The 18,691-nt window shown below is 41.8% G+C and carries 15 protein-coding genes and 1 pseudogene; 14 read left to right on the top strand and 2 right to left on the bottom strand.

The window, feature by feature from the left end:
• A pseudogene (gene cshA, locus HMPREF2780_RS08745) lies at positions 1-1,898 on the top strand (LPXTG-anchored fibrillar adhesin CshA); the annotation flags it as partial.
• A gap of 79 nt (positions 1,899-1,977) precedes the next feature.
• Here the strand turns inward: cshA and fbpA are convergent.
• A complete protein-coding gene (gene fbpA / locus HMPREF2780_RS08740; RefSeq protein WP_105026527.1) occupies positions 1,978-3,630 on the bottom strand; it encodes an Rqc2 family fibronectin-binding protein FbpA in 1,653 nt (550 codons plus the stop codon).
• Positions 3,631-4,197: 567 nt separating this feature from the next.
• Between fbpA and trpX the strand changes: the two genes are divergently transcribed.
• The 9 genes from trpX (at position 4,198) to HMPREF2780_RS08695 (ending at position 14,334) form a co-directional block, all read left to right on the top strand.
• Positions 4,198-5,202 carry a tryptophan ABC transporter substrate-binding protein gene (gene trpX / locus HMPREF2780_RS08735; RefSeq protein WP_105026526.1) on the top strand — a complete coding sequence of 335 codons (1,005 nt, stop codon included), beginning with the start codon at positions 4,198-4,200 and terminating at the stop codon, positions 5,200-5,202.
• A gap of 66 nt (positions 5,203-5,268) precedes the next feature.
• Positions 5,269-6,135 (top strand): ABC transporter permease, encoded by an 867-nt coding sequence (locus HMPREF2780_RS08730; RefSeq protein WP_105026525.1) that lies wholly within the window; start codon positions 5,269-5,271, stop codon positions 6,133-6,135.
• Positions 6,132-6,890, top strand: a complete 759-nt coding sequence (locus HMPREF2780_RS08725) for an ABC transporter ATP-binding protein (RefSeq protein ID WP_046165776.1) — start codon at positions 6,132-6,134, stop codon at positions 6,888-6,890. Before HMPREF2780_RS08730 ends, HMPREF2780_RS08725 begins: the two co-directional genes overlap by 4 nt.
• A gap of 942 nt (positions 6,891-7,832) precedes the next feature.
• On the top strand, positions 7,833-8,882 hold the full coding sequence (gene pheS / locus HMPREF2780_RS08720) for a phenylalanine--tRNA ligase subunit alpha (protein WP_045773728.1): 1,050 nt from the start codon (positions 7,833-7,835) through the stop codon (positions 8,880-8,882).
• A gap of 45 nt (positions 8,883-8,927) precedes the next feature.
• Positions 8,928-9,437 (top strand): GNAT family N-acetyltransferase, encoded by a 510-nt coding sequence (locus HMPREF2780_RS08715; protein WP_105026524.1) that lies wholly within the window; start codon positions 8,928-8,930, stop codon positions 9,435-9,437.
• A 415-nt stretch (positions 9,438-9,852) separates the two neighbouring features.
• Positions 9,853-12,258, top strand: coding sequence for a phenylalanine--tRNA ligase subunit beta (gene pheT, locus HMPREF2780_RS08710; RefSeq protein WP_105026523.1), 2,406 nt, complete (start codon positions 9,853-9,855; stop codon positions 12,256-12,258).
• A 116-nt stretch (positions 12,259-12,374) separates the two neighbouring features.
• Positions 12,375-13,088: a hypothetical protein gene (locus tag HMPREF2780_RS08705; RefSeq protein WP_046165772.1), complete on the top strand. Its 714-nt coding sequence runs from the start codon at positions 12,375-12,377 to the stop codon at positions 13,086-13,088.
• A gap of 149 nt (positions 13,089-13,237) precedes the next feature.
• Complete coding sequence (locus tag HMPREF2780_RS08700; RefSeq protein ID WP_105026522.1) at positions 13,238-13,630, top strand: YbgA family protein; 393 nt, start codon at positions 13,238-13,240, stop codon at positions 13,628-13,630.
• Positions 13,631-13,875: 245 nt separating this feature from the next.
• Positions 13,876-14,334, top strand: coding sequence for an SP_0198 family lipoprotein (locus tag HMPREF2780_RS08695; protein WP_105026521.1), 459 nt, complete (start codon positions 13,876-13,878; stop codon positions 14,332-14,334).
• A gap of 288 nt (positions 14,335-14,622) precedes the next feature.
• Here HMPREF2780_RS08695 and HMPREF2780_RS08690 read toward each other — a convergent pair whose 3' ends face one another.
• Positions 14,623-15,348 (bottom strand): hypothetical protein, encoded by a 726-nt coding sequence (locus HMPREF2780_RS08690; RefSeq protein ID WP_061595795.1) that lies wholly within the window; start codon positions 15,346-15,348, stop codon positions 14,623-14,625.
• Positions 15,349-15,457: 109 nt separating this feature from the next.
• Between HMPREF2780_RS08690 and HMPREF2780_RS08685 the strand changes: the two genes are divergently transcribed.
• The 4 genes from HMPREF2780_RS08685 to HMPREF2780_RS11800 all read left to right on the top strand — a co-directional run bounded on the left by HMPREF2780_RS08685 (position 15,458) and on the right by HMPREF2780_RS11800 (position 18,503).
• Positions 15,458-16,066 carry a TetR/AcrR family transcriptional regulator gene (locus HMPREF2780_RS08685; protein ID WP_061595794.1) on the top strand — a complete coding sequence of 203 codons (609 nt, stop codon included), beginning with the start codon at positions 15,458-15,460 and terminating at the stop codon, positions 16,064-16,066.
• A gap of 67 nt (positions 16,067-16,133) precedes the next feature.
• A complete protein-coding gene (locus HMPREF2780_RS08680) occupies positions 16,134-17,195 on the top strand; it encodes an ABC transporter permease (RefSeq protein ID WP_061595864.1) in 1,062 nt (353 codons plus the stop codon).
• Positions 17,196-17,861, top strand: coding sequence for an ABC transporter ATP-binding protein (locus tag HMPREF2780_RS08675; protein ID WP_061583755.1), 666 nt, complete (start codon positions 17,196-17,198; stop codon positions 17,859-17,861).
• 324 nt (positions 17,862-18,185) lie between these two features.
• Positions 18,186-18,503, top strand: a complete 318-nt coding sequence (locus HMPREF2780_RS11800; RefSeq protein WP_233994391.1) for a hypothetical protein — start codon at positions 18,186-18,188, stop codon at positions 18,501-18,503.
• Positions 18,504-18,691 lie beyond the last annotated feature (188 nt).

The raw sequence follows: 18,691 nt of genomic DNA, 5'->3' as shown, positions 1-18,691 counted from the left end.
TTCCAGGTCAAGGAACTTACACGATTGCACCAGATGGAACTGTAACCTTCACTCCAGATAAGCAGTTTGTAGGCAAACCAGATCCAATCACCGTGAAACGTGTGGATAAGAATGGCACTTCAGTCACTGCAACTTACAGTCCAGAATTCACTAAGGTCACTCCTACAGGAACTGGTGCAACCAGCACAGGTCCTCAAGGACTTCCGCAAACTGGTACTCCAACCTTCCAAGGTGGCGATCCACTGGTTCCAATTGATGAAACAGTTGAACCAACCTTCGAAGATGGAAGTAAAGAGAAGACCATTCCAGGTCAAGGAACTTACACCATTGCGCCAGATGGAACAGTAACCTTCACACCAGACAAGCAGTTCGTTGGTAAACCAGATCCAATCACCGTGAAACGTGTGGATAAGAATGGCACTTCAGTCACTGCAACTTACAGTCCAGAATTCACTAAGGTCACTCCTACAGGAACTGGTGCAACTAGCACAGGTCCTCAAGGACTCCCTCAAACTGGTACTCCAACCTTCCAAGGTGGCGATCCACTGGTTCCAATTGATGAAACAGTTGAACCAACCTTCGAAGATGGAAGCAAAGAGAAGACCATTCCAGGTCAAGGAACCTACACGATTGCACCAGATGGTACAGTAACCTTCACTCCAGACAAGCAGTTTGTAGGGAAACCAGATCCAATCACCGTGAAACGTGTGGATAAGAATGGCACTCCAGTGACTGCGACTTACAGTCCAGAATTTACGAAAGTAACACCAATTGGTAAGGATGCTTCCTCTGAAAATATTAAGGGACTTGTACAAACAGGTACTCCAACCTTCCAAGGTGGCGATCCACGGGTTCCAATTGATGAAACTGTAGCACCAACCTTTGAAGATGGCTCAACTGAAAAAGTGATTCCAGGTCAAGGAACCTACACGATTGCACCAGATGGTACAGTAACCTTCACTCCAGAAGCTGATTTTGTAGGAAAAGGAACCGGCGTAACAATTGTTCGTAAGGATAAGAACGGTACCTCAGTTACTGCAAGCTATCGTCCAACAGTTGTAGATCCGTCTACTGGACAGGATACAACCTCTACAGGAGCTAAAGGCCAAACGCAAGTGGCAACCCCAGCGTTTGAAGGACATATCGATAGTACAGTTCCACCAACCTTTGAGGACGGCAGCACGACACTGATTGTTCCAGGAGAAGGAAGCTATACAATTGATAAAGATGGTAAGATTACCTTTACTCCAGAACCAGACTTTGTTGGTACAGCCAAAGGAGTGGTTGTAAAACGTTTGGATATTTATGGCAACGTTGTTACAGCGCAGTATACACCAACGGTCATCGGCCAAACACGAGTAGAAGATGTAACCTCAGATGGACTCAAGGGTCAAACACAGACTGGTAAACCAATCTTTGAAGGTGATGTAGACTTAACAGTAGCACCAACCTTTGAGGACGGCTCAACTGAAAAAGTTGTTCCAGGAGAAGGCACTTATACCATCTCGCCAGACGGTGTTGTAACTTTTGTTCCAGAGCCAAACTTTGTTGGTACAGCTAAAGGAGTCGTTGTAATCCGTAAGGATCGCAATGGTCAAACAATTTCTGCAAGCTACACACCGAGAGTGACAGAAATTCCGGTCGTTCCAAACAGACCAAGTACTCCAGAACAGCCAAAGGTTCCAGTAATTCCAGCTGAACCTGCGGTAGCAGTTCAAACACCAGAAGCTGAAGAGAGAGTAGAACCTGTTTATGTCGATCCAAAAGATGAAAAAGCGGTTCTTCCAAGAACAGGAAGTCAGACAAGTGATCAGACTGCTTCAGGCATCTTAGCAGCCATTGCCAGCTTAACATTCTTTGGTTTAGCAAATCGGAAGAAGAAATCTGAAGAAGATTAAGAGAGAGATTACTGTCTTTCCATTCGACAGATTGAGTTAAGTTTAAAAGCGATTCGGATATTCCGAATCGCTTTTTTGGTTATTGAATTTTCATACTCTTGATTTTCTCTGCGTCAGGTGTCACCCGCAGGGTTTTCTGACCAGTGTAGGTCACAAATCCTGGCTTGCCACCAGTGGGCTTATTTAGCTTTTTAATCTCAATCATGTCTACTTGGACAAGATTGGAGAGTCTGGCCTTGGAGAAGTAAGCAGCTAGCTCGGCAGCGTCAGTCTTGACCTCATCGCTGGGCTGAAGATTGCCTGTGATGACCACATGACTACCTGGAATATCCTTGGCGTGAAACCAAAGCTCGTCCTTCTTGGCCATCTTAAACGTAAGCTCATCATTTTGTAGATTGTTGCGGCCAACCAGGATAATAGTTTGGCCATCTGTTGCCAAATATTTCTCTGGTTTCTGCCTTTTATGGATCTTCTCTCTCTGGCGCCGGCGGATAAAGCCAGTCTGGATTAGTTCCTCCCGAATTTCTGCGATTTCAGTCATGCTGGCCTGAGCAAGGGCTGTTTCCACGCTCTCTAGGTAGAGAATCGTAGTCCGCGTCTCCTCAATCAAGCTAGTCAGGTGTTTGACGGCTTCTTTGAGCTTCTGGTAACGTTTGAAATAGCGCTGGGCATTTTGATTGGGGGTCAGGGCCTTGTCAAGTGTGATGAGGATCTTTTCACCTGTGTAGTAATTGTCCAGCTCCACCTGATTTTGGTCGTTAGGTACCTGATGGAGAAAGGTGGTCAAAAGCTCCCCTTTTTGGCGGAATTCTTCTGCATTCTCCGTTGCTAGGAGCTCTTCCTCTTGCTTGCCCAACTTTTTCCGGTTCTTTTCCAACTCATTTTCTACTCGGCGGATGAGTTCGCTGGCCTGTTGGTTAACTCGATCTCGCTCAGCCTTGTCCTTATAGAAAGTGTCCAAAAGCTCGGATAGTGTGGACATTTGGGTCTTGCTGTCGGAAAATAGCAGAGCAGAGAAGGATTTTTCGGTCAGACTAGGCTGGGTCGGACTGGCAAAAAATGCTCGGAAAGTTTTGAGCTTATCAGCTGTAAGACGACCACTGAGCTCAGTAGCCGTATCCCGACCCAATCCCTGAAAAATTTGCTGTAGGCGTTTGGGCTCTATTTTCTCAGTCTGCAGGATTTGAAAGAGCTTTTCATCGCCAACAGTGAAAGGATTGAGACTGCATGTCTGAGGCGGTGCGACATAAGTTGAGCCAGGTAAAATCGTTCGATAGCTATTTTGCGAAAATCCGACATGTTTGATGGCTTCAATAATCTTACCGCTTGCCTTATCCAAGAGAATGATATTGCTATGTTTACCCATGATTTCGATGACTAGAGTCACAGCTACGCTATCACCGATTTCGTTCTTATTAGAAACACTGATTTCCAAAATCCTGTCATTCTCGACTTGCTGGATTGCTTCAATAACAGCGCCCTGCAGGTATTTGCGCATCACCATGATAAAGGTATTGGGAACAGCTGGATTTTCAAACGTGGTCTCTGTCAGCTGGACGCGCCCAAAGACCGAGTGGGCTGATAGGAGTAGCTTATGGCTTTTGCGATTACTACGAATTTGTAAAACCAGCTCCTGTTCAAAGGGTTGATTAATCTTCTGAATGCGACCGCCCAGCAATTCGAGGCTAAGCTCCTCAGTCATGTGGTGTAAAAAGAATCCGTCGAAAGACATGCTTATCTCCTTGAAAGTTACTATAGAAAATTATAACAAAAAACCAAGGTAAAAGCTCCCAATGAGATATCAAATTGTTCGAGTTTTAATTGGAAGTGGAATTGACAATCAAAATCCGAACATTTTACAAAAATTGTATAAAAAGCCTTGACATATTATTAGGAAAAACTTAAAATATAGGAAATTAGAAAAGTAGTAAATGATTTTGTTTTAAGCGAGCTTGTGGGTGGTGAAAACAAGTAGCAAGTCTTTACGAAATTGGGCTAATGATTAGAATTTCTTTTAGTTAATTACAGATAATCTAGAAGAACAAACAAATGAATTCGAAACAATAAGAATTCGGTTGGCACACCTTACAGTGCGACTTGTTGGTAGACAAGACAGAGATATGGGAGAATGCTATCTATTTTTCCATAATTGAGGTGGCACCGCGATTTACGCCCTCACACAGAATATCTGTGTGAGGTTTTTTGTTGGAAAAAAGAGAAGGAGAGTTGCCCATGTTTAAACGATGGCGTCCCTAGGGATTGAAATGTAAAAACTTAAAAATAGAAATGGAGAAAAAATATGAAGAATAAACGTTTACTCGCTGTTTTAGCAGTTTTAGTAGTCTTGGTTGGAGGATCTTTGATCTATTCCAGCTTGAATAAAGGTGGTGGGTCAAAGTCTACTACAGATAAGAAAACAGTCAAAGTCGGAGTCTTACAGTATGTTAGCCATCCTTCACTTGATTTAATCTATAAAGGGATTCAAGACGGATTAGCTGAAGAAGGTTACAAGGCCGATGATATTAAAATTGATTTTATGAATGCAGAAGGAGACCAAAGCAAGGTTGCTACCATGAGCAAGCAGCTGGTGTCCAATGACAATGATGTGCTGATTGGGATTGCAACTCCTTCAGCTCAAGGATTGGCTGCAGCTACTAAGGACAAGCCAATCGTTATGGGAGCTATCACTGATCCAGTCGGAGCTAATCTAGTAAAAAATCTTGAAAAACCAGGTGGCAATATCACTGGTGTCTCTGACCACAATCCAGCCAAACAACAGCTAGAGTTGATTAAAAAATTGACGCCAAATGTGAAAACTATCGGTGCCCTCTATTCTAGCAGTGAAGACAACTCTAAAACTCAGGTGGAAGAGTTCAAAAAATTGGCCGAAGAGGCAGGTTACAAGGTAGAGGAATACTCTGTTCCATCAACCAACGAAATTGCATCAACTATGAATGTTATGAGTGGCAAGGTTGACGCTATCTGGATTCCAATTGATAATACCATCGCATCAGCGTTTGCGACTGTAGTATCTAGCAATAAAGACGCTAAAAAACCTATCTACCCAAGTGCGACTGCTATGGTAGAAGAAGGTGGACTAGCATCAGTTGTTGTTGATCAACATGACCTTGGAGTTGCAACAGGAAAAATGGCAGCTAAAATCTTGAAAGGTGCAAAACCAGAAGAAACACCAGTTGAAATTTTTAACAAAGGTAAATCAGTCATCAATAAGAAGAATGCCAAAGAACTTGGAATTACTGTACCAGAAGATGCCCTCAAAGAAGCTGGACAAGTGATTGAATAAGGAAGGAGACTTAAAAACTCACGCCTTAATTTAGTGGCAAGTTTTAATACAAAGTTAGGATAGAATATGATTATTTCGATTATTTCACAAGGTCTTTTCTGGTCTATCTTGGGCCTAGGAATCTTTATGACCTTTAGGATTTTGAATTTTCCTGATATGACGACAGAAGGTAGCTTTCCTCTGGGAGGAGCTGTTGCTGTCACCTTGATTACAAAGGGAGTCAATCCACTATTGGCAACTTTGATTGCCATTCTGGCTGGATGTTTGGCTGGTTTTGCAACGGGCTTGCTTTATACCAAAGGTAAAATTCCGACTTTGCTATCTGGAATTTTGGTCATGACCTCTTGTCATTCCTTAATCCTTATGATTATGGGAAGAGCTAATCTGGGGCTACTAGGGGCAAAAAAAATTCAAGACTTTCTTCCTTTCTCAGAGGAAATGAATCAAATCTTTCTAGGCCTAATTTTTGTAGCTCTGGTAATTCTAGCTTTGCTTTTCTTTCTTGATACCAAGCTAGGCCAGGCCTACATTGCTACAGGGGACAATCCTGATATGGCTAGTAGCTTTGGCATCAATACTGGCCGAATGGAGCTGATGGGCTTGGTCTTGTCCAACGGAGTGATTGCCTTAGCTGGGGCTTTGATTGCCCAGCAGGAAGGTTATGCGGATGCATTAAGAGGGATTGGAGTCATTGTTATCGGTTTGGCCAGCTTAATTATTGGAGAGGTTCTCTTTAAGAGTCTTACTTTGGCTGAAAGACTGATGACGATTGTGGTAGGAGCGATTGCTTATCAATTTCTAATTTGGGCGGTTATCGCTTTAGGCTTTAATACCAGCTACCTACGTCTCTACAGTGCGGTGATTTTGGCTATCTGCCTTATGATTCCCACGCTTAAAAATAAATTTTTTAAAGGAGTCACATTAAGCAAATGACAGTCATTGTAGAATTAAAGAATGCCACAAAAGTTGTAAGTAATGGTTTAGATGAAGAAAAAGTTATTTTGAATGATGTTTCTTTGCAGATTCATGAGCATGACTTTATTACTATTTTGGGTGGAAATGGAGCCGGAAAATCAACCCTTTTTAACGTAATTGCTGGGACCTTACCTTTAACCAGTGGTAGTATCCATATCTTGGGTGAAGATGTGACTCATTACTCACCAGAAAAACGAGCAAAATACCTTTCTCGAGTCTTTCAAGATCCAAAGATGGGGACAGCGCCTCGTATGACTGTTGCTGAAAATCTCTTGATTGCAAAGTTTCGAGGAGAGAGAAGAGGTCTTTTTCCTCGCCGATTGAATCATTATAAAGAAGAATTCCAGGCGACTATTGATAAAATCGGCAATGGTCTGGAAAAGCATTTGGATACAGCAATTGAGTTCCTATCAGGTGGTCAAAGACAGGCCCTAAGTCTTTTAATGGCAACGCTCAAACGTCCTGAACTTTTGCTACTAGATGAGCATACAGCAGCTTTGGATCCCAAGACTAGCGTGGCTTTAATGGAGTTAACAGATGATTTTGTTCAAAAGGACCGTCTGACTGCTCTCATGATAACACATCATATGGAAGATGCACTTAAGTACGGCAATCGCTTGATTGTTATGAAGGATGGTCAGATTATTCAGGATCTCAAGCAAGAAGAAAAAGCTCAAATGACTATTTCAGATTATTATAGTTTATTTGAATAGAAACAAAGCTAATAAGGAGCTTTAAATGGCTGTCCTATTGGCTTTTTTTATTTCTTTGTTTTGCAAAAAAATATTATAAAAAAACAATGTAAACGCTTGCTTTTTCAAAGATAAAGGAGTACACTAATAATAGATAGAGATAGGTGGGAAATTAAGGATTTTGATATTCTTCTTTCCTTCTTTAAACGTTTCGTTCCTTTGATAAGGGATGCATGGCTTAGCAAATAGAAAGGACTGATTCCAATGGGTTTCAGAAATTCAAATCTGTTTTAAGTTATCTATATTTTAGCTTATGTCCTTGTTTACTGATTTGTTGTTCGTCTTAGTTGGAGGTATTGTTAAAAAATATCTGAACCGAATTATCTCTTGTGACGATTGTAGATTGTTGCTATGGAAAATAAGAGTTTAAAATGAGAAAAAAACTTCAGAGAGCGACAATGAAGAGAGAAGCTTTTCAATGGTTTTCGGACTTCGAATAATACAATCGTCATTGCTTTTGTACGATAAAATATATTTTCTTATTAGATCGATATAAAAGAAAATCATTCTTTAGGGCTATAAAAGATTGAATCAATCATCAAGTAAATTGTTTGTCTGTAGCTTTTAGCTACTCAAGTTGCTTCGTTAGTAATCAGTAAACAAGACGCACTCCTGGCTATTCCGTTTTAAATGGACGCCAGGAGCTTTTTATTTTTGTTGCCAAAATAGGGTAAATTTGCTAGAATATTAAGTAACTGAATAGCAATCCGCAAGACCAGTAACCTAGGGGAAGTTTAACAGGGAAGGGAGCCATCGACTGAAAGCTCTCTAGATGAAAGCTAGGCGAATTCACTTGCTCTGGGATTGATAAGTAAGGTCTGGCTTGCCAGATAAAAAACGGATGGTACCGCGTGTCAACGCTCCGCTTATGGAGATTGGTGCGCTTTTTATTTTGGAGGGAAAATGACGAAAACGATTGAAGAACAACTAAAAAGCCTGCGTGAAGAGACTTTAGCTTCTCTCAAGCAGCTCAAGGCGGAGAATCAAAAGGAACTGCAGGACTTGCGTGTAGCTGTCTTGGGCAAAAAAGGTTCGCTGACTGAAGTCCTGAAAGGGATGAAGGATATTTCAGCTGAAATGCGGCCGATTATCGGGAAGCACGTCAATGAAGCGCGTGATATTCTGACAGCAGCCTTTGAAAAGACTGCACAAGAGATGGAAGAGCAATTAGTCGCTCTGAAACTAGCTGAGGAATCCTTGGATGTGACCCTGCCAGGCCGTCAAATTCCGATAGGGAGCCGACATATTCTCAGCCAGACTAGTGAAGAAATTGAAGATATTTTCATCGGGATGGGCTATCAGGTCGTGGACGGCTTTGAAGTGGAGAAGGACTATTACAACTTTGAGCGGATGAATCTGCCTAAGGACCACCCAGCACGGGATATGCAGGACACTTTCTACATTACAGAGGAAATCTTACTCAGAACTCATACGAGTCCGGTACAGGCGCGAGCTATGGATGCCCATGACTTTTCTAAAGGACCGCTCAAGATGATTTCACCAGGGCGTGTCTTCCGTCGGGATACCGATGATGCGACTCACTCCCACCAGTTCCATCAGATTGAAGGCTTGGTAGTTGGGGAAAATATTTCCATGGCCAACCTGCAAGGAACACTGCAGCTGATTGTACAGAAGATGTTTGGTGAAGACCGCAGTATCCGTCTGCGTCCGTCATACTTCCCATTCACAGAGCCGTCTGTTGAAGTGGATGTTTCCTGCTTCAAGTGTGGCGGTGCTGGCTGTAATGTCTGCAAGAAGACCGGCTGGATTGAGATTATGGGAGCTGGTATGGTACATCCGCGCGTGTTGGAAATGAGTGGCATTGATGCGGAGAAATACTCTGGATTTGCCTTTGGTCTTGGTCAAGAGCGGGTAGCTATGCTCCGCTACGGTATCAACGATATTCGTGGCTTCTACCAAGGAGATATTCGTTTTTCTCAGCAGTTTAAGTAGAAATCTGTATTCATAGATGCAGCTTTTCTGAGAAAGGAGTGCAGTATGCTAGTCAGAGTCAAAAAAGAAGAAGTGAGCCTCCTGCGGGAGTTGGAGGTCGCGACCTATCAAGAAACCTTTGGTCCATTTATCAAGGAGGCTGATATGGCTCATTATTTTGACAATGAGCTGTCGCTTGCAACTATCGAAAAGGAACTGTCAGATCCTGAGTCAGAGACCTATTTTGTTGTCAAAGATGATAAAATTGCTGGTTTTCTCAAGTTTAACTGGGGCCAGGCTCAAACGGAGCAAGAACTGCCACAAGCCTTTGAGGTTCAGCGAATCTATGTCTTAAAAGCCTATCATGGTCAAGGCTTTGGCAAGGAGATGTTTGAATTTGCCTTGGAAGAAGCCGAGAAACGAGGCTTTGACTGGGTCTGGCTGGGCGTCTGGGAAAAGAATTTTAGAGCTCAAGATTTTTACTTTAAATACGGCTTTGAAAAATTCAGCCAGCACGACTATATCACTGGCAAGACAGTAGACACAGACTGGCTGCTACGCAAGAAATTAAAATAAAAAAGAAAATTTAAAGAGAGGAAATGATACGACCTAAAAGCTTTAAATTTAGATGATTTGTCTCTGAAATCAGGCTTTCAGACAAGTCCCCAACATTTGGTCGATCAAGTTCTTCAGCGATAGAATAGAGAAAGGAATTGAACCCGGGCTAAAAACTCGGAAAAAAGATAGATTTGCAATCATTCATCGAATGTTTAGCAAATCTCCTATTTTTCAGTCGTTTTTGACGCCCATGGTATCCTTTTTAGTAATGGCACAGCATAAGTGCAGAAAATTTAAAGAGAGGAAATGAATACGACCTAAAAGCTAGAAATTTAGATGATTTGTTTCTGAAATCAGGATTTCAGACAAATCCCTAAAATTTGGTCGCTTTTACCAATTGCCAAGGCAATTGGCCGGTCTTAATATCTTAAATATGCTAGTAAGTTATAAGTGGTTAAAAGAGTTAGTAGACATTGATGTGGTGAGCGCTGAGCTGGCTGAGAAAATGTCAACGACAGGAATTGAAGTGGAAGGTGTGACATCACCAGCCACTGGCCTGTCGAAAATTGTTGTTGGTAAGGTGGTATCGTGTGAAGATGTTCCAGATACCCACTTGCATGTATGCCAAGTTGATGTCGGAGAAGAGGAGAATCGTCAGATTGTCTGTGGTGCTCCGAATGTTCGCGCAGGCATCAAGGTCATGGTGGCTTTGCCAGGTGCTCGCATTGCTGACAATTATAAGATTAAAAAAGGAAAAATCCGTGGCTTGGAGTCACTGGGCATGATCTGCTCTCTGGGTGAGCTGGGTATTTCTGATTCTGTCGTGCCAAAGGAATTTGCGGATGGCATTCAAATCCTGCCTGAAGAAGCAGTGCCGGGTGAGGAAGTCTTCTCTTATCTGGACTTGGACGATGAGATTATCGAACTTTCCATCACACCAAACCGGGCTGATGCTCTGTCTATGCGTGGGGTGGCTCATGAAGTGGCTGCCATCTATGACAAGTTAGTACAGTTCAAAGATTTCCCGCTAGTTGAAAATGAAAAGCAGGCAGCTGACAGTCTATCAGTGGCTCTTGAAACTGACAAAGCCCCTTACTATGCGGCTCGTATCTTGGAAAATGTCACTATTGCCCCAAGTCCTCAGTGGCTGCAAAATCTCCTCATGAACGAAGGTATCCGTCCGATTAACAATGTAGTGGACGTGACCAACTACATCCTGCTCTACTTTGGTCAGCCTATGCATGCCTTTGATTTGGATACGTTTGAGGGTGACCAGATTGTCGTGCGGGAAGCGCGTGCTGGTGAAAAACTTGTGACACTGGATGGCGAAGAGCGCGAGCTGGAAGTTAGCGACCTAGTCATTACTGTCGCAGATAAGCCAGTGGCTCTGGCTGGTGTTATGGGCGGAGCAGCGACTGAAATTTCCGGTAAGTCCACTCGTGTTGTTCTGGAAGCAGCTGTCTTTGATGGTAAATCAATTCGCAAGACCAGCGGTCGCCTTAACCTGCGCTCGGAATCATCTTCCCGCTTTGAAAAAGGTATCAATCTAGCAACTGTCAATGAAGCTTTGGACGCAGCAGCAAGCATGATTGCCGACTTGGCAGGAGCGACTGTTCAGGCTGGTATCGTATCCGCTGGTAGCTTAGACACTAGTGATGTAGAAGTGGCGTCTAGTCTCGAGGATGTCAACCGTGTGCTAGGAACGGACTTGCTTTATACAGATATCGAGGATGTCTTCCGTAGACTTGGCTTTGGCCTATCAGGAAATGCTGAACAGTTCACTGTCAGCGTGCCTCGCCGTCGCTGGGATATTTCAATTGAAGCGGACCTCTATGAAGAAATTGCCCGTATTTACGGCTATGATAAATTGCCAGCTAGCCTGCCAAAAGATGACGGGACTGCTGGTGAATTGACTGCAACGCAGCAACTGCGCCGTCAAGTGCGGACTTTAGCAGAGGGAGCTGGACTGACAGAAATCATTACCTATGCTTTGACAACGCCAGAAAAGGCGGTTGAGTTCACTCTCAATCCTAGCAACTTGACTGAGCTTATGTGGCCAATGACAGTGGAGCGCTCTGTTCTTCGTCAGAACATGGTTTCTGGGATTTTGGACTCTCTAGCCTACAATGTGGCTCGTAAGAATAAGAACCTAGCCCTCTATGAGATTGGGAAGGTCTTTGAGCAGACTGGCAATCCTAAGGAAGACCTGCCAAATGAAATCAATAGCTTTGCCTTTGCTTTGACAGGTCTGGTTAATGAAAAAGACTTCCAGACTAAACCGGTAGCAGTTGATTTCTTCTATGCTAAGGGTGTAGTGGAAGCACTCTTTGCTAAGTTGGGCTTGACAGCTGAATACGTGGCTAGCAACCAGATTAAGAGCCTGCATCCTGGTCGGACTGCTTTAATCTCTATCAATGGCCAGCCTGTCGGCTTTGTCGGCCAAGTCCATCCTGCGACAGCCAAGGCTTACGATATTCCTGAAACCTATGTTGCTGAGCTCAACCTGTCTGCCATCGAAGAGCAGCTCCAGCCAGCACAGCCATTTACAGAAATCACTAAATTCCCAGCTGTCAGCCGTGATGTGGCCCTCTTGCTCAAGGCTGAAATCACTCACCAAGAGGTCCTTGATGCAATCCAAGACGCTGGTGTTAAGCGCTTGACAGATATTAAGCTCTTTGATATCTTCTCTGGTGACAAGCTGGGTGTCGGCCTCAAATCCATGGCCTACAGCCTGACTTTCCAAAATCCAGAATCTAGCCTGACTGACGAAGAAGTAGCTAAATACATGGAAAAAATCGAAAAATCCCTGACCGAAAAACTCGGCGCAGAGGTGCGTTAGAAGAGTCGACTAAAGCAGTCTTTACAGGCTGTTTTTTTAAATCGCTAAAAGAAGCTTTATAAAAGGCTTGATTTATGATATTCTAGTCATATTAAAATTTATTAAAGAGGTGTCTGATGCAGTATAAGAGAAGTTATGCAGGTGAAATTGTTGGTATTATCTTGATTACTATTTTTGCAATCTTTGCTGTATGGTCAAACTCGTCTTCTACCTTTAGTGCAAGTAACTCTAAAGATCCTGAAGTGAGTTTTGACGCCAAGATGGATGAATACAAACTAGAAGAAAGACCGATAACCATCCGAGATGCAGAACTAATGTTTGGTTCAGAAGATGGTCCCAAAGATGAGACTCCAGAGAAAAAAGAAGCCAGGCTCCAAAGCATTGTAGATACTTATAATAATCAATTAAAGAAAGAACAGGATAAGATAAAAAGGGAAAAAGAAGAGGAAAAGAAAAGAGATAACGATTTTGCTACAACTGTCTTGATTGGTTCAGCAGTTGGGGTTTCTTTATTGTTGATTTCTATTTTTATAAAGTCTAAACAACCTCCAGCAATGACAATTTCAGAAGGAAAACTGGATATTAAATCTTCGATTTTCCAAGATATGAATGAACTTGATCTGGACAATGTCAAGAAGATTGAATATAAAATCAAAACCTATAGTTCTGATGATATGCAGAAAACAAATCGTATGCTTTACTTTTATGATCAGAATGGTTCTTCTCTAGACTCGATTGACTTAAATAATTTGTCTGGTGCTGATTTTAATGATATTTACAAGGAAATTAGTCGTCAGGCACCTCATATCGAATGGATTTTTCCAGAATAAAAGAAAGACTAGCAAATCATCCTTTTTTTCCAATCATGTTGAGTTTTGTGGTTGGGATTCTATTTTGAAAATCGGAGAATTAGGATGCGACTAATGATTCGAATGAGGCTGAAAGAATTCAAAATGAAAAATCGGTAGGAAAAGTAAGTATGAAAGATTTAAACCAAATGTCTCTGTGTCAGACTCTTTGGGCAAGAAATAAATATCTAGTCCTCAGTCATTCCAGTAAGATCTATCTGGAAATCCGCCAATATCTAAAAAGTGAATCGGTAGAAGTAGCTCATGTTCAAGCCTTGATTGAACAAGCTGTTTCCCTACCAGAAAATCGAGGTCAGGTCTGCAATGCCTTTCAGCATATCTGGGGCTATTTTAAGAAGAAAGCCAGCCCAGCTGAAAAAGATAATTTTATGCTACTCTTGCTTCGTTACCAATCCAGTCAGGCTGAGCAGAAAGATTTGGTTACAGCAGTTAAAGACCTGCTCCTTAAGTACCCCAACCCATATTTGCAAAAATCGACTCTCTTATTTCAGAATAAGGAATGATGCCTTGCTATCAATGAGACATCACATACCTGTTCTGCTATATGATAAGAATAACAATAATCTATATCCCCAGTCAAATTAGACTGGGGATTTTTCTAATGTTTAAAAGAAAAGATCTAGATCTGATTGATTGCATCAGCAATATAGAATTCTTGACAGAAAATAAATATCTTTCTCTTGACAAACAAAACAGACAAGTGTAGAATATAAGTATAAACTACAAATGTAGAAAAGGAGGAATTGATATGTCTATTCCGAAGAAAACAATTTTGGCAATTGTATCTCTTACAGCAGCTGTCCTCTTAACAGCTTGCTCAGGAAATAACAACCAAGGGACTAATGCTAACTCTCAATCCCAAGATGTAAAAAGTCAAAGTTCTCAGTCAGCAACTAGTTCTAATACAGAATCTTCTTCTAGTCAAGCAAACTCTTCTAAGCCAACCCAAACTTCCAATCTAGATGGTAGTTATAAGGCGACTGACCATGATGGAGATCAACATCTTCTTCAGATTAATGGAGCCTCTGGGACATGGACTGAGACAGAGGTAGATGGAAGTAAGGAAATCAAGCAAGTTCAGGTTGATACAGCTAATCAGCGTTTGATTGTTGGTGACGATGTTAAAACTTATCAACAAAATGGCAATCAGTTAACTGTCAGCGAACTGGATCACGATCCAGATACTCTAAACTTTACGAAACAGTAAGTTAGACAACAATCTGAAGTATACAAAAACGAATCGCAGGAAAATTCCAAAGTGACATCAAAACAGTAGTTACAACCTATTGGAATTGTCGAAAAATAGGACTGAGGTAGACAACTGTTAAACTTGAAGATCTTGCTATTGATTCATTTACTCATGGGTAAGAGCAAGACCATTAAGTCCATGATTGTCTTTGATTAAGTCTAGATGAAAACAGCCTTGCTGCGGTCTCTTTAAGATGGCAGTAGGCTGTTTTTGCATGGATTGGTAGTTCTTTTCAGGAAAGGAAATTCATTCTTTATGCTCTCTGCACCAAGCTATCCACCTTGACCATTCGGCAGCTAGATGGAACTGGTGTTCTTTGACAAGGCTGTCTGGACAAAGGCTGGGGAATTCGACGCAGAATCGGGCTTCTAGGCCTTTTTCTGTGTCGCGAAATTGATGGCGAATTCCACCGATATTGCAACCATTCGCTAGACTGGCGGTACCGACAGTTTGGAAGGGATAAGACGCATCACGAGGCTCCTCTATTTCAGCTTCACCACCAAGGTCAAGGAAAAACTGTGTCGGCAGGGGGCTGTTTCCTGCAGTTTCAATGACTTCCAGTTTGCTGCCGTACGGCTGCAAGGCATAATGGTCTGGACAGGCACCAAGATTGACTCGTTTATGAACATTTGTCTTTTCTAACATCAACTTTTCTAGCATTATACTGAAAGAAGCGGCAGTCAGTCCACTTGCAAAAATCGTTACAACAGCTCTTTTTCGTGGTTTCTTGGACCATTTGGCCGCCCATTTCATCAAACATTGGCTCCATTTGAGTTTGGTTCCGATTTGCTGGATTAGCTCTTCGTATGTCAGCTTCATTTTTTCTTCCAGTAGGGCTTGGTCTAAAATCTCCGTGTTGTCAGTATTAGGCAGCTGTAGATTAAGCATCTTAGCTGCTTTAAGGATTCTATGCTTCCGCCATTGCTCGATTCTTTCTTGACTGACTTCTTTTTGATTGATCATAATCTTCATCTTTTAATCCTCTTGTTCTTGTCTTCTGCTTATATTTATTATATAGTGGGAGCTGGATGGTATACAAGCATCAATTTTAGAGAGACTGTTGCATTTTGAGGTGAATGGCATGTATGAGAAAAAAAGAAGAGAGACAGAAAAGCGGATAGAGACTAGCTTGCTGCAGCTGATGAAAGAGCAGACTTTTGAGACAATCAGCATTCGCCAATTGATTGATTTGGCAGAGGTGAATCGCAGTACTTTTTATCGGCATTATCTGGACAAGTATGATCTGCTAGAGAAGATTGAAAACCGCTTGCTAGATGATTTACAGGCCTATTATCAAGAGGCTCTAGATTCTTCCTGCTTGTTCAAGTTAGAAAAGGAATTTAAAGTGGAAGACTATATCCATGATAAACAAAATCTTTTTCATTTTTTTGAGCCTTACTTGGAAGATTTGGCCATTCTTTTGGGGCCAAATGGCAGTTCAACTAGTTCGTGGCGCTTGCAGGAAGTTTTGAGAGAGATTTTCTCGCAGAGTATTTCCTTGGGTGATCCACTTTTAGAGGAGGTAGAAGCGGATTTACTGCTGAATCATCAGGCTGCTTCCTTTATGGGAACCTTGACTTACTGGTTGGCTCATCCTCATTATAAGTCTCAGCAAATGAGTGATTTTCATACTAAGGTGACTACTGTCGGTCTAGCAGGCTTTGTTAGAGAGCACATGCGGGGAGACTGATGGGATATTTTCTGTATCTTGTTTCTTTATGATATAATAGTTTGGAATCTTTCAAAGGAGGATGGCTTTGTTTTTAGCTTTTAAAGAGATTGTCTACAGTCGCGGACGTTACCGTATGGTTGTTGCTGTGGTTTTTCTCATCACCTATATGGTTTTCTTTTTATCTAGTCTCTCAGTTGGTCTGGCTCGGCTTAATCGCTTGGCAATAGATCAGTGGGGAGCGCAGTCAGTTGTTTTATCTGAGTATGCCAATAAGAATCTGGTTTCGTCGACTCTCAAGGAAGAAGAGTACAGCCGCCTGCTTCAAGGTGACTTAATAGCAGCTTTGGGACAGATGGCAGTAGTGGCCAATCATGAAGATGGGAAAGAAAAAATTAATGCCCAAGTCTTTGGTCTGTCATGGAATAGTTTTTTAGCTCCAAAACTGAGTGAGGGGAGATCAGCTGATAATGCTTATGAAATCATTGCTGACAAGCGCCTACAGCAAAAAGGCGTGAAAATGGGCGACCAGCTTCAGCTCAATGGAAGCGAACGCCTCTATCAGGTTGTTGGCTTCACAGAGGATAATAGCTTCTTTACGCAACCTGTGATTTTTATGACTCTAGATGATTTCAGGGAATTAAAGTACGGCTCTAGTCAGGTTAAGAATATCAGCGCACTTGTAGTAAAAGATGATCAGAAGATTGAAGAAGCTGGCCTGAGTCAACTCTCTATGAGGGAGTTGATAGAAAATATTCCAGGTTATCAGGCTCAGGTACTGACCTTTTCCTTCATGATTGGGGCCATGGTTCTGATTACATTTTTGGTATTGGGAATTTTCATGTACATCATTACCATACAAAAGACGCATCTTTATGGTATTATGCGTGCCCAAGGAATTGCCAGTAGAAAGATTATTGCTTCTATTTTCTGGCAGATTTTCATCCTGTCCACTCTGGGAATAAGTCTGGCTGTTTTGGCACTTTTGGGGACACAATTGGCCTTACCTGCCTCTGTGCCTTTTTACAGTGATTGGCGAGCTTATGGAGGACTGATTGCCTTGATTGTTCTCATGTCACTGGCTGGAGGACTCTTGTCCATTCGTAGGGTTCTAAAAATTGACCCTATCACAGCAATAGGAGGTGAGTAAATGCCAATCTTAGAATTAAAAGGGGTTACCAAAGAATACGGCCAGGGGCATACGCTGGTTCAAGCCCTGAAACCAACTGATTTCCAACTGGAAGCGGGGCAGTTTGTAGCTATTATTGGGCCGTCAGGCTCGGGGAAAACAACCTTTCTGACCTTGCTGGGGCATTTGCAAACTCCCTCAAAAGGACAGATTCTCTTGCATGGGAAAGATACCTCCCAGCTCAAGGAAAAGGAACGAGCAGCTCTGCGTTTCAATGATTTCGGCTTCATTTTGCAGGCCTCCAATCTCATTCCTTTTTTGAAAATCGAAGACCAGTTCCAGCTGATTGACCGCTTATCTAAAAAGGAAAGAACGGATCTAGACAGTCTGATTGAGCTACTAGATCTAAAAGGAACACTCAAGCAGTATCCGAAAGAATTGTCCGGCGGGGAAAGGCAGAGAGCTGCTATCGCTAGAGCGCTTTACAATAGCCCGGATATTATCTTGGCTGATGAGCCGACAGCTAGTTTGGATACGGAAAGGGCCAAGCGCGTGGTTCATTTGCTTAAAGAGGTTACTCAGAAATTCAATAAGAGCGTGGTCATGATTACCCATGATACTCGCCTGCTGGATGAGGTTGATAAGATTTATGAGATGCAAGACGGAGTGCTGACTCAAGTTCGATAAATCTTTAAAAAGTTTGTGAGATCTATTAAAACCATTTATAGGCAACCTGTTTTTCGTTGACAGGCTTGTCTTTTTTTTGAATAAAATAATCATAAATAGCAACCGTTTTGATGGGTAGCTTTTTGAATTTGTTGCACTGCAATATGAGAAATACTCATTAGAAATCTTGCAACGGAAATCATTAGTAAAGCAGTTTGTTTTGCTACTTAGATGAAGAAATGGGATTAATAAGGTTTAATAAAAAATATAGCTAGCCTTGACTAATCTTTGGAAGGCGAGATACTGCTGTTTTTATTATTCCAAAAATGCTAAAAAGGAAGATCGATGCGAAAGAAAGCTAAGCTTACACTATGTCTCTTATTCTTGGCAATGATTGCTCTTTCAGTTTTTCTCTATTTTTTTAAGCGCATTTACTGGAAATATGATGATCAGTGGATTATCGGTAAAAGAGAATGGGAGATAGTGGAGCGTTATGGTGAATTTGATTACGAAACGAAACCCGGCGCCCGAAAGGGATATTATATAGGAGAAGAAAAGAATGTTTTTGAAACTCATGGCAAAAAGTTGTATTATTTCATTCTTTTTGATAACGATTATAAAGCTAAAAAAGTCGTGATTGGAGGTCGGCCCGGAAAAGATTAAGTGGATTTTATAATCAGTATTGGAAGAGGTTACTTGTTTATCGCTCTCGAAAGTTTGCAGTGCATCTTAAAGCTTAGTTGAAATATCTAAGTTTTGAGATGTTTTTTTCTTCTACTAAGTCTTCCATATCAAAGCTATAAGTTCAGAAAAATCTCTAGGATAATGAATCTACTGAAACTTTTAAATAT

Origin of the sequence: Streptococcus sp. HMSC062B01, assembly GCF_001811085.1 — a bacterium.
Taxonomy (GTDB): domain Bacteria; phylum Bacillota; class Bacilli; order Lactobacillales; family Streptococcaceae; genus Streptococcus; species Streptococcus gordonii.
The sequence above is the reverse complement of the archived record's forward strand: the minus strand, read 5'-3'. Positions and strand labels throughout refer to the sequence as shown.

Bases quoted from the DNA above. Each gene is read 5' to 3' on its own strand.
- HMPREF2780_RS08690 (WP_061595795.1), bottom strand. From the start codon at position 15,348: ATGAAGATTATGATCAATCAAAAAGAAGTCAGTCAAGAAAGAATCGAG.
- HMPREF2780_RS08705 (WP_046165772.1), top strand. From the start codon at position 12,375: ATGCAGTATAAGAGAAGTTATGCAGGTGAAATTGTTGGTATTATCTTG.
- HMPREF2780_RS08730 (WP_105026525.1), top strand. From the start codon at position 5,269: ATGATTATTTCGATTATTTCACAAGGTCTTTTCTGGTCTATCTTGGGC.
- HMPREF2780_RS08725 (WP_046165776.1), top strand. From the start codon at position 6,132: ATGACAGTCATTGTAGAATTAAAGAATGCCACAAAAGTTGTAAGTAAT.
- HMPREF2780_RS08695 (WP_105026521.1), top strand. From the start codon at position 13,876: ATGTCTATTCCGAAGAAAACAATTTTGGCAATTGTATCTCTTACAGCA.
- pheS (WP_045773728.1), top strand. From the start codon at position 7,833: ATGACGAAAACGATTGAAGAACAACTAAAAAGCCTGCGTGAAGAGACT.
- HMPREF2780_RS11800 (WP_233994391.1), top strand. From the start codon at position 18,186: ATGCGAAAGAAAGCTAAGCTTACACTATGTCTCTTATTCTTGGCAATG.
- pheT (WP_105026523.1), top strand. From the start codon at position 9,853: ATGCTAGTAAGTTATAAGTGGTTAAAAGAGTTAGTAGACATTGATGTG.
- fbpA (WP_105026527.1), bottom strand. From the start codon at position 3,630: ATGTCTTTCGACGGATTCTTTTTACACCACATGACTGAGGAGCTTAGC.
- HMPREF2780_RS08715 (WP_105026524.1), top strand. From the start codon at position 8,928: ATGCTAGTCAGAGTCAAAAAAGAAGAAGTGAGCCTCCTGCGGGAGTTG.
- HMPREF2780_RS08685 (WP_061595794.1), top strand. From the start codon at position 15,458: ATGTATGAGAAAAAAAGAAGAGAGACAGAAAAGCGGATAGAGACTAGC.
- HMPREF2780_RS08675 (WP_061583755.1), top strand. From the start codon at position 17,196: ATGCCAATCTTAGAATTAAAAGGGGTTACCAAAGAATACGGCCAGGGG.
- trpX (WP_105026526.1), top strand. From the start codon at position 4,198: ATGAAGAATAAACGTTTACTCGCTGTTTTAGCAGTTTTAGTAGTCTTG.
- HMPREF2780_RS08700 (WP_105026522.1), top strand. From the start codon at position 13,238: ATGAAAGATTTAAACCAAATGTCTCTGTGTCAGACTCTTTGGGCAAGA.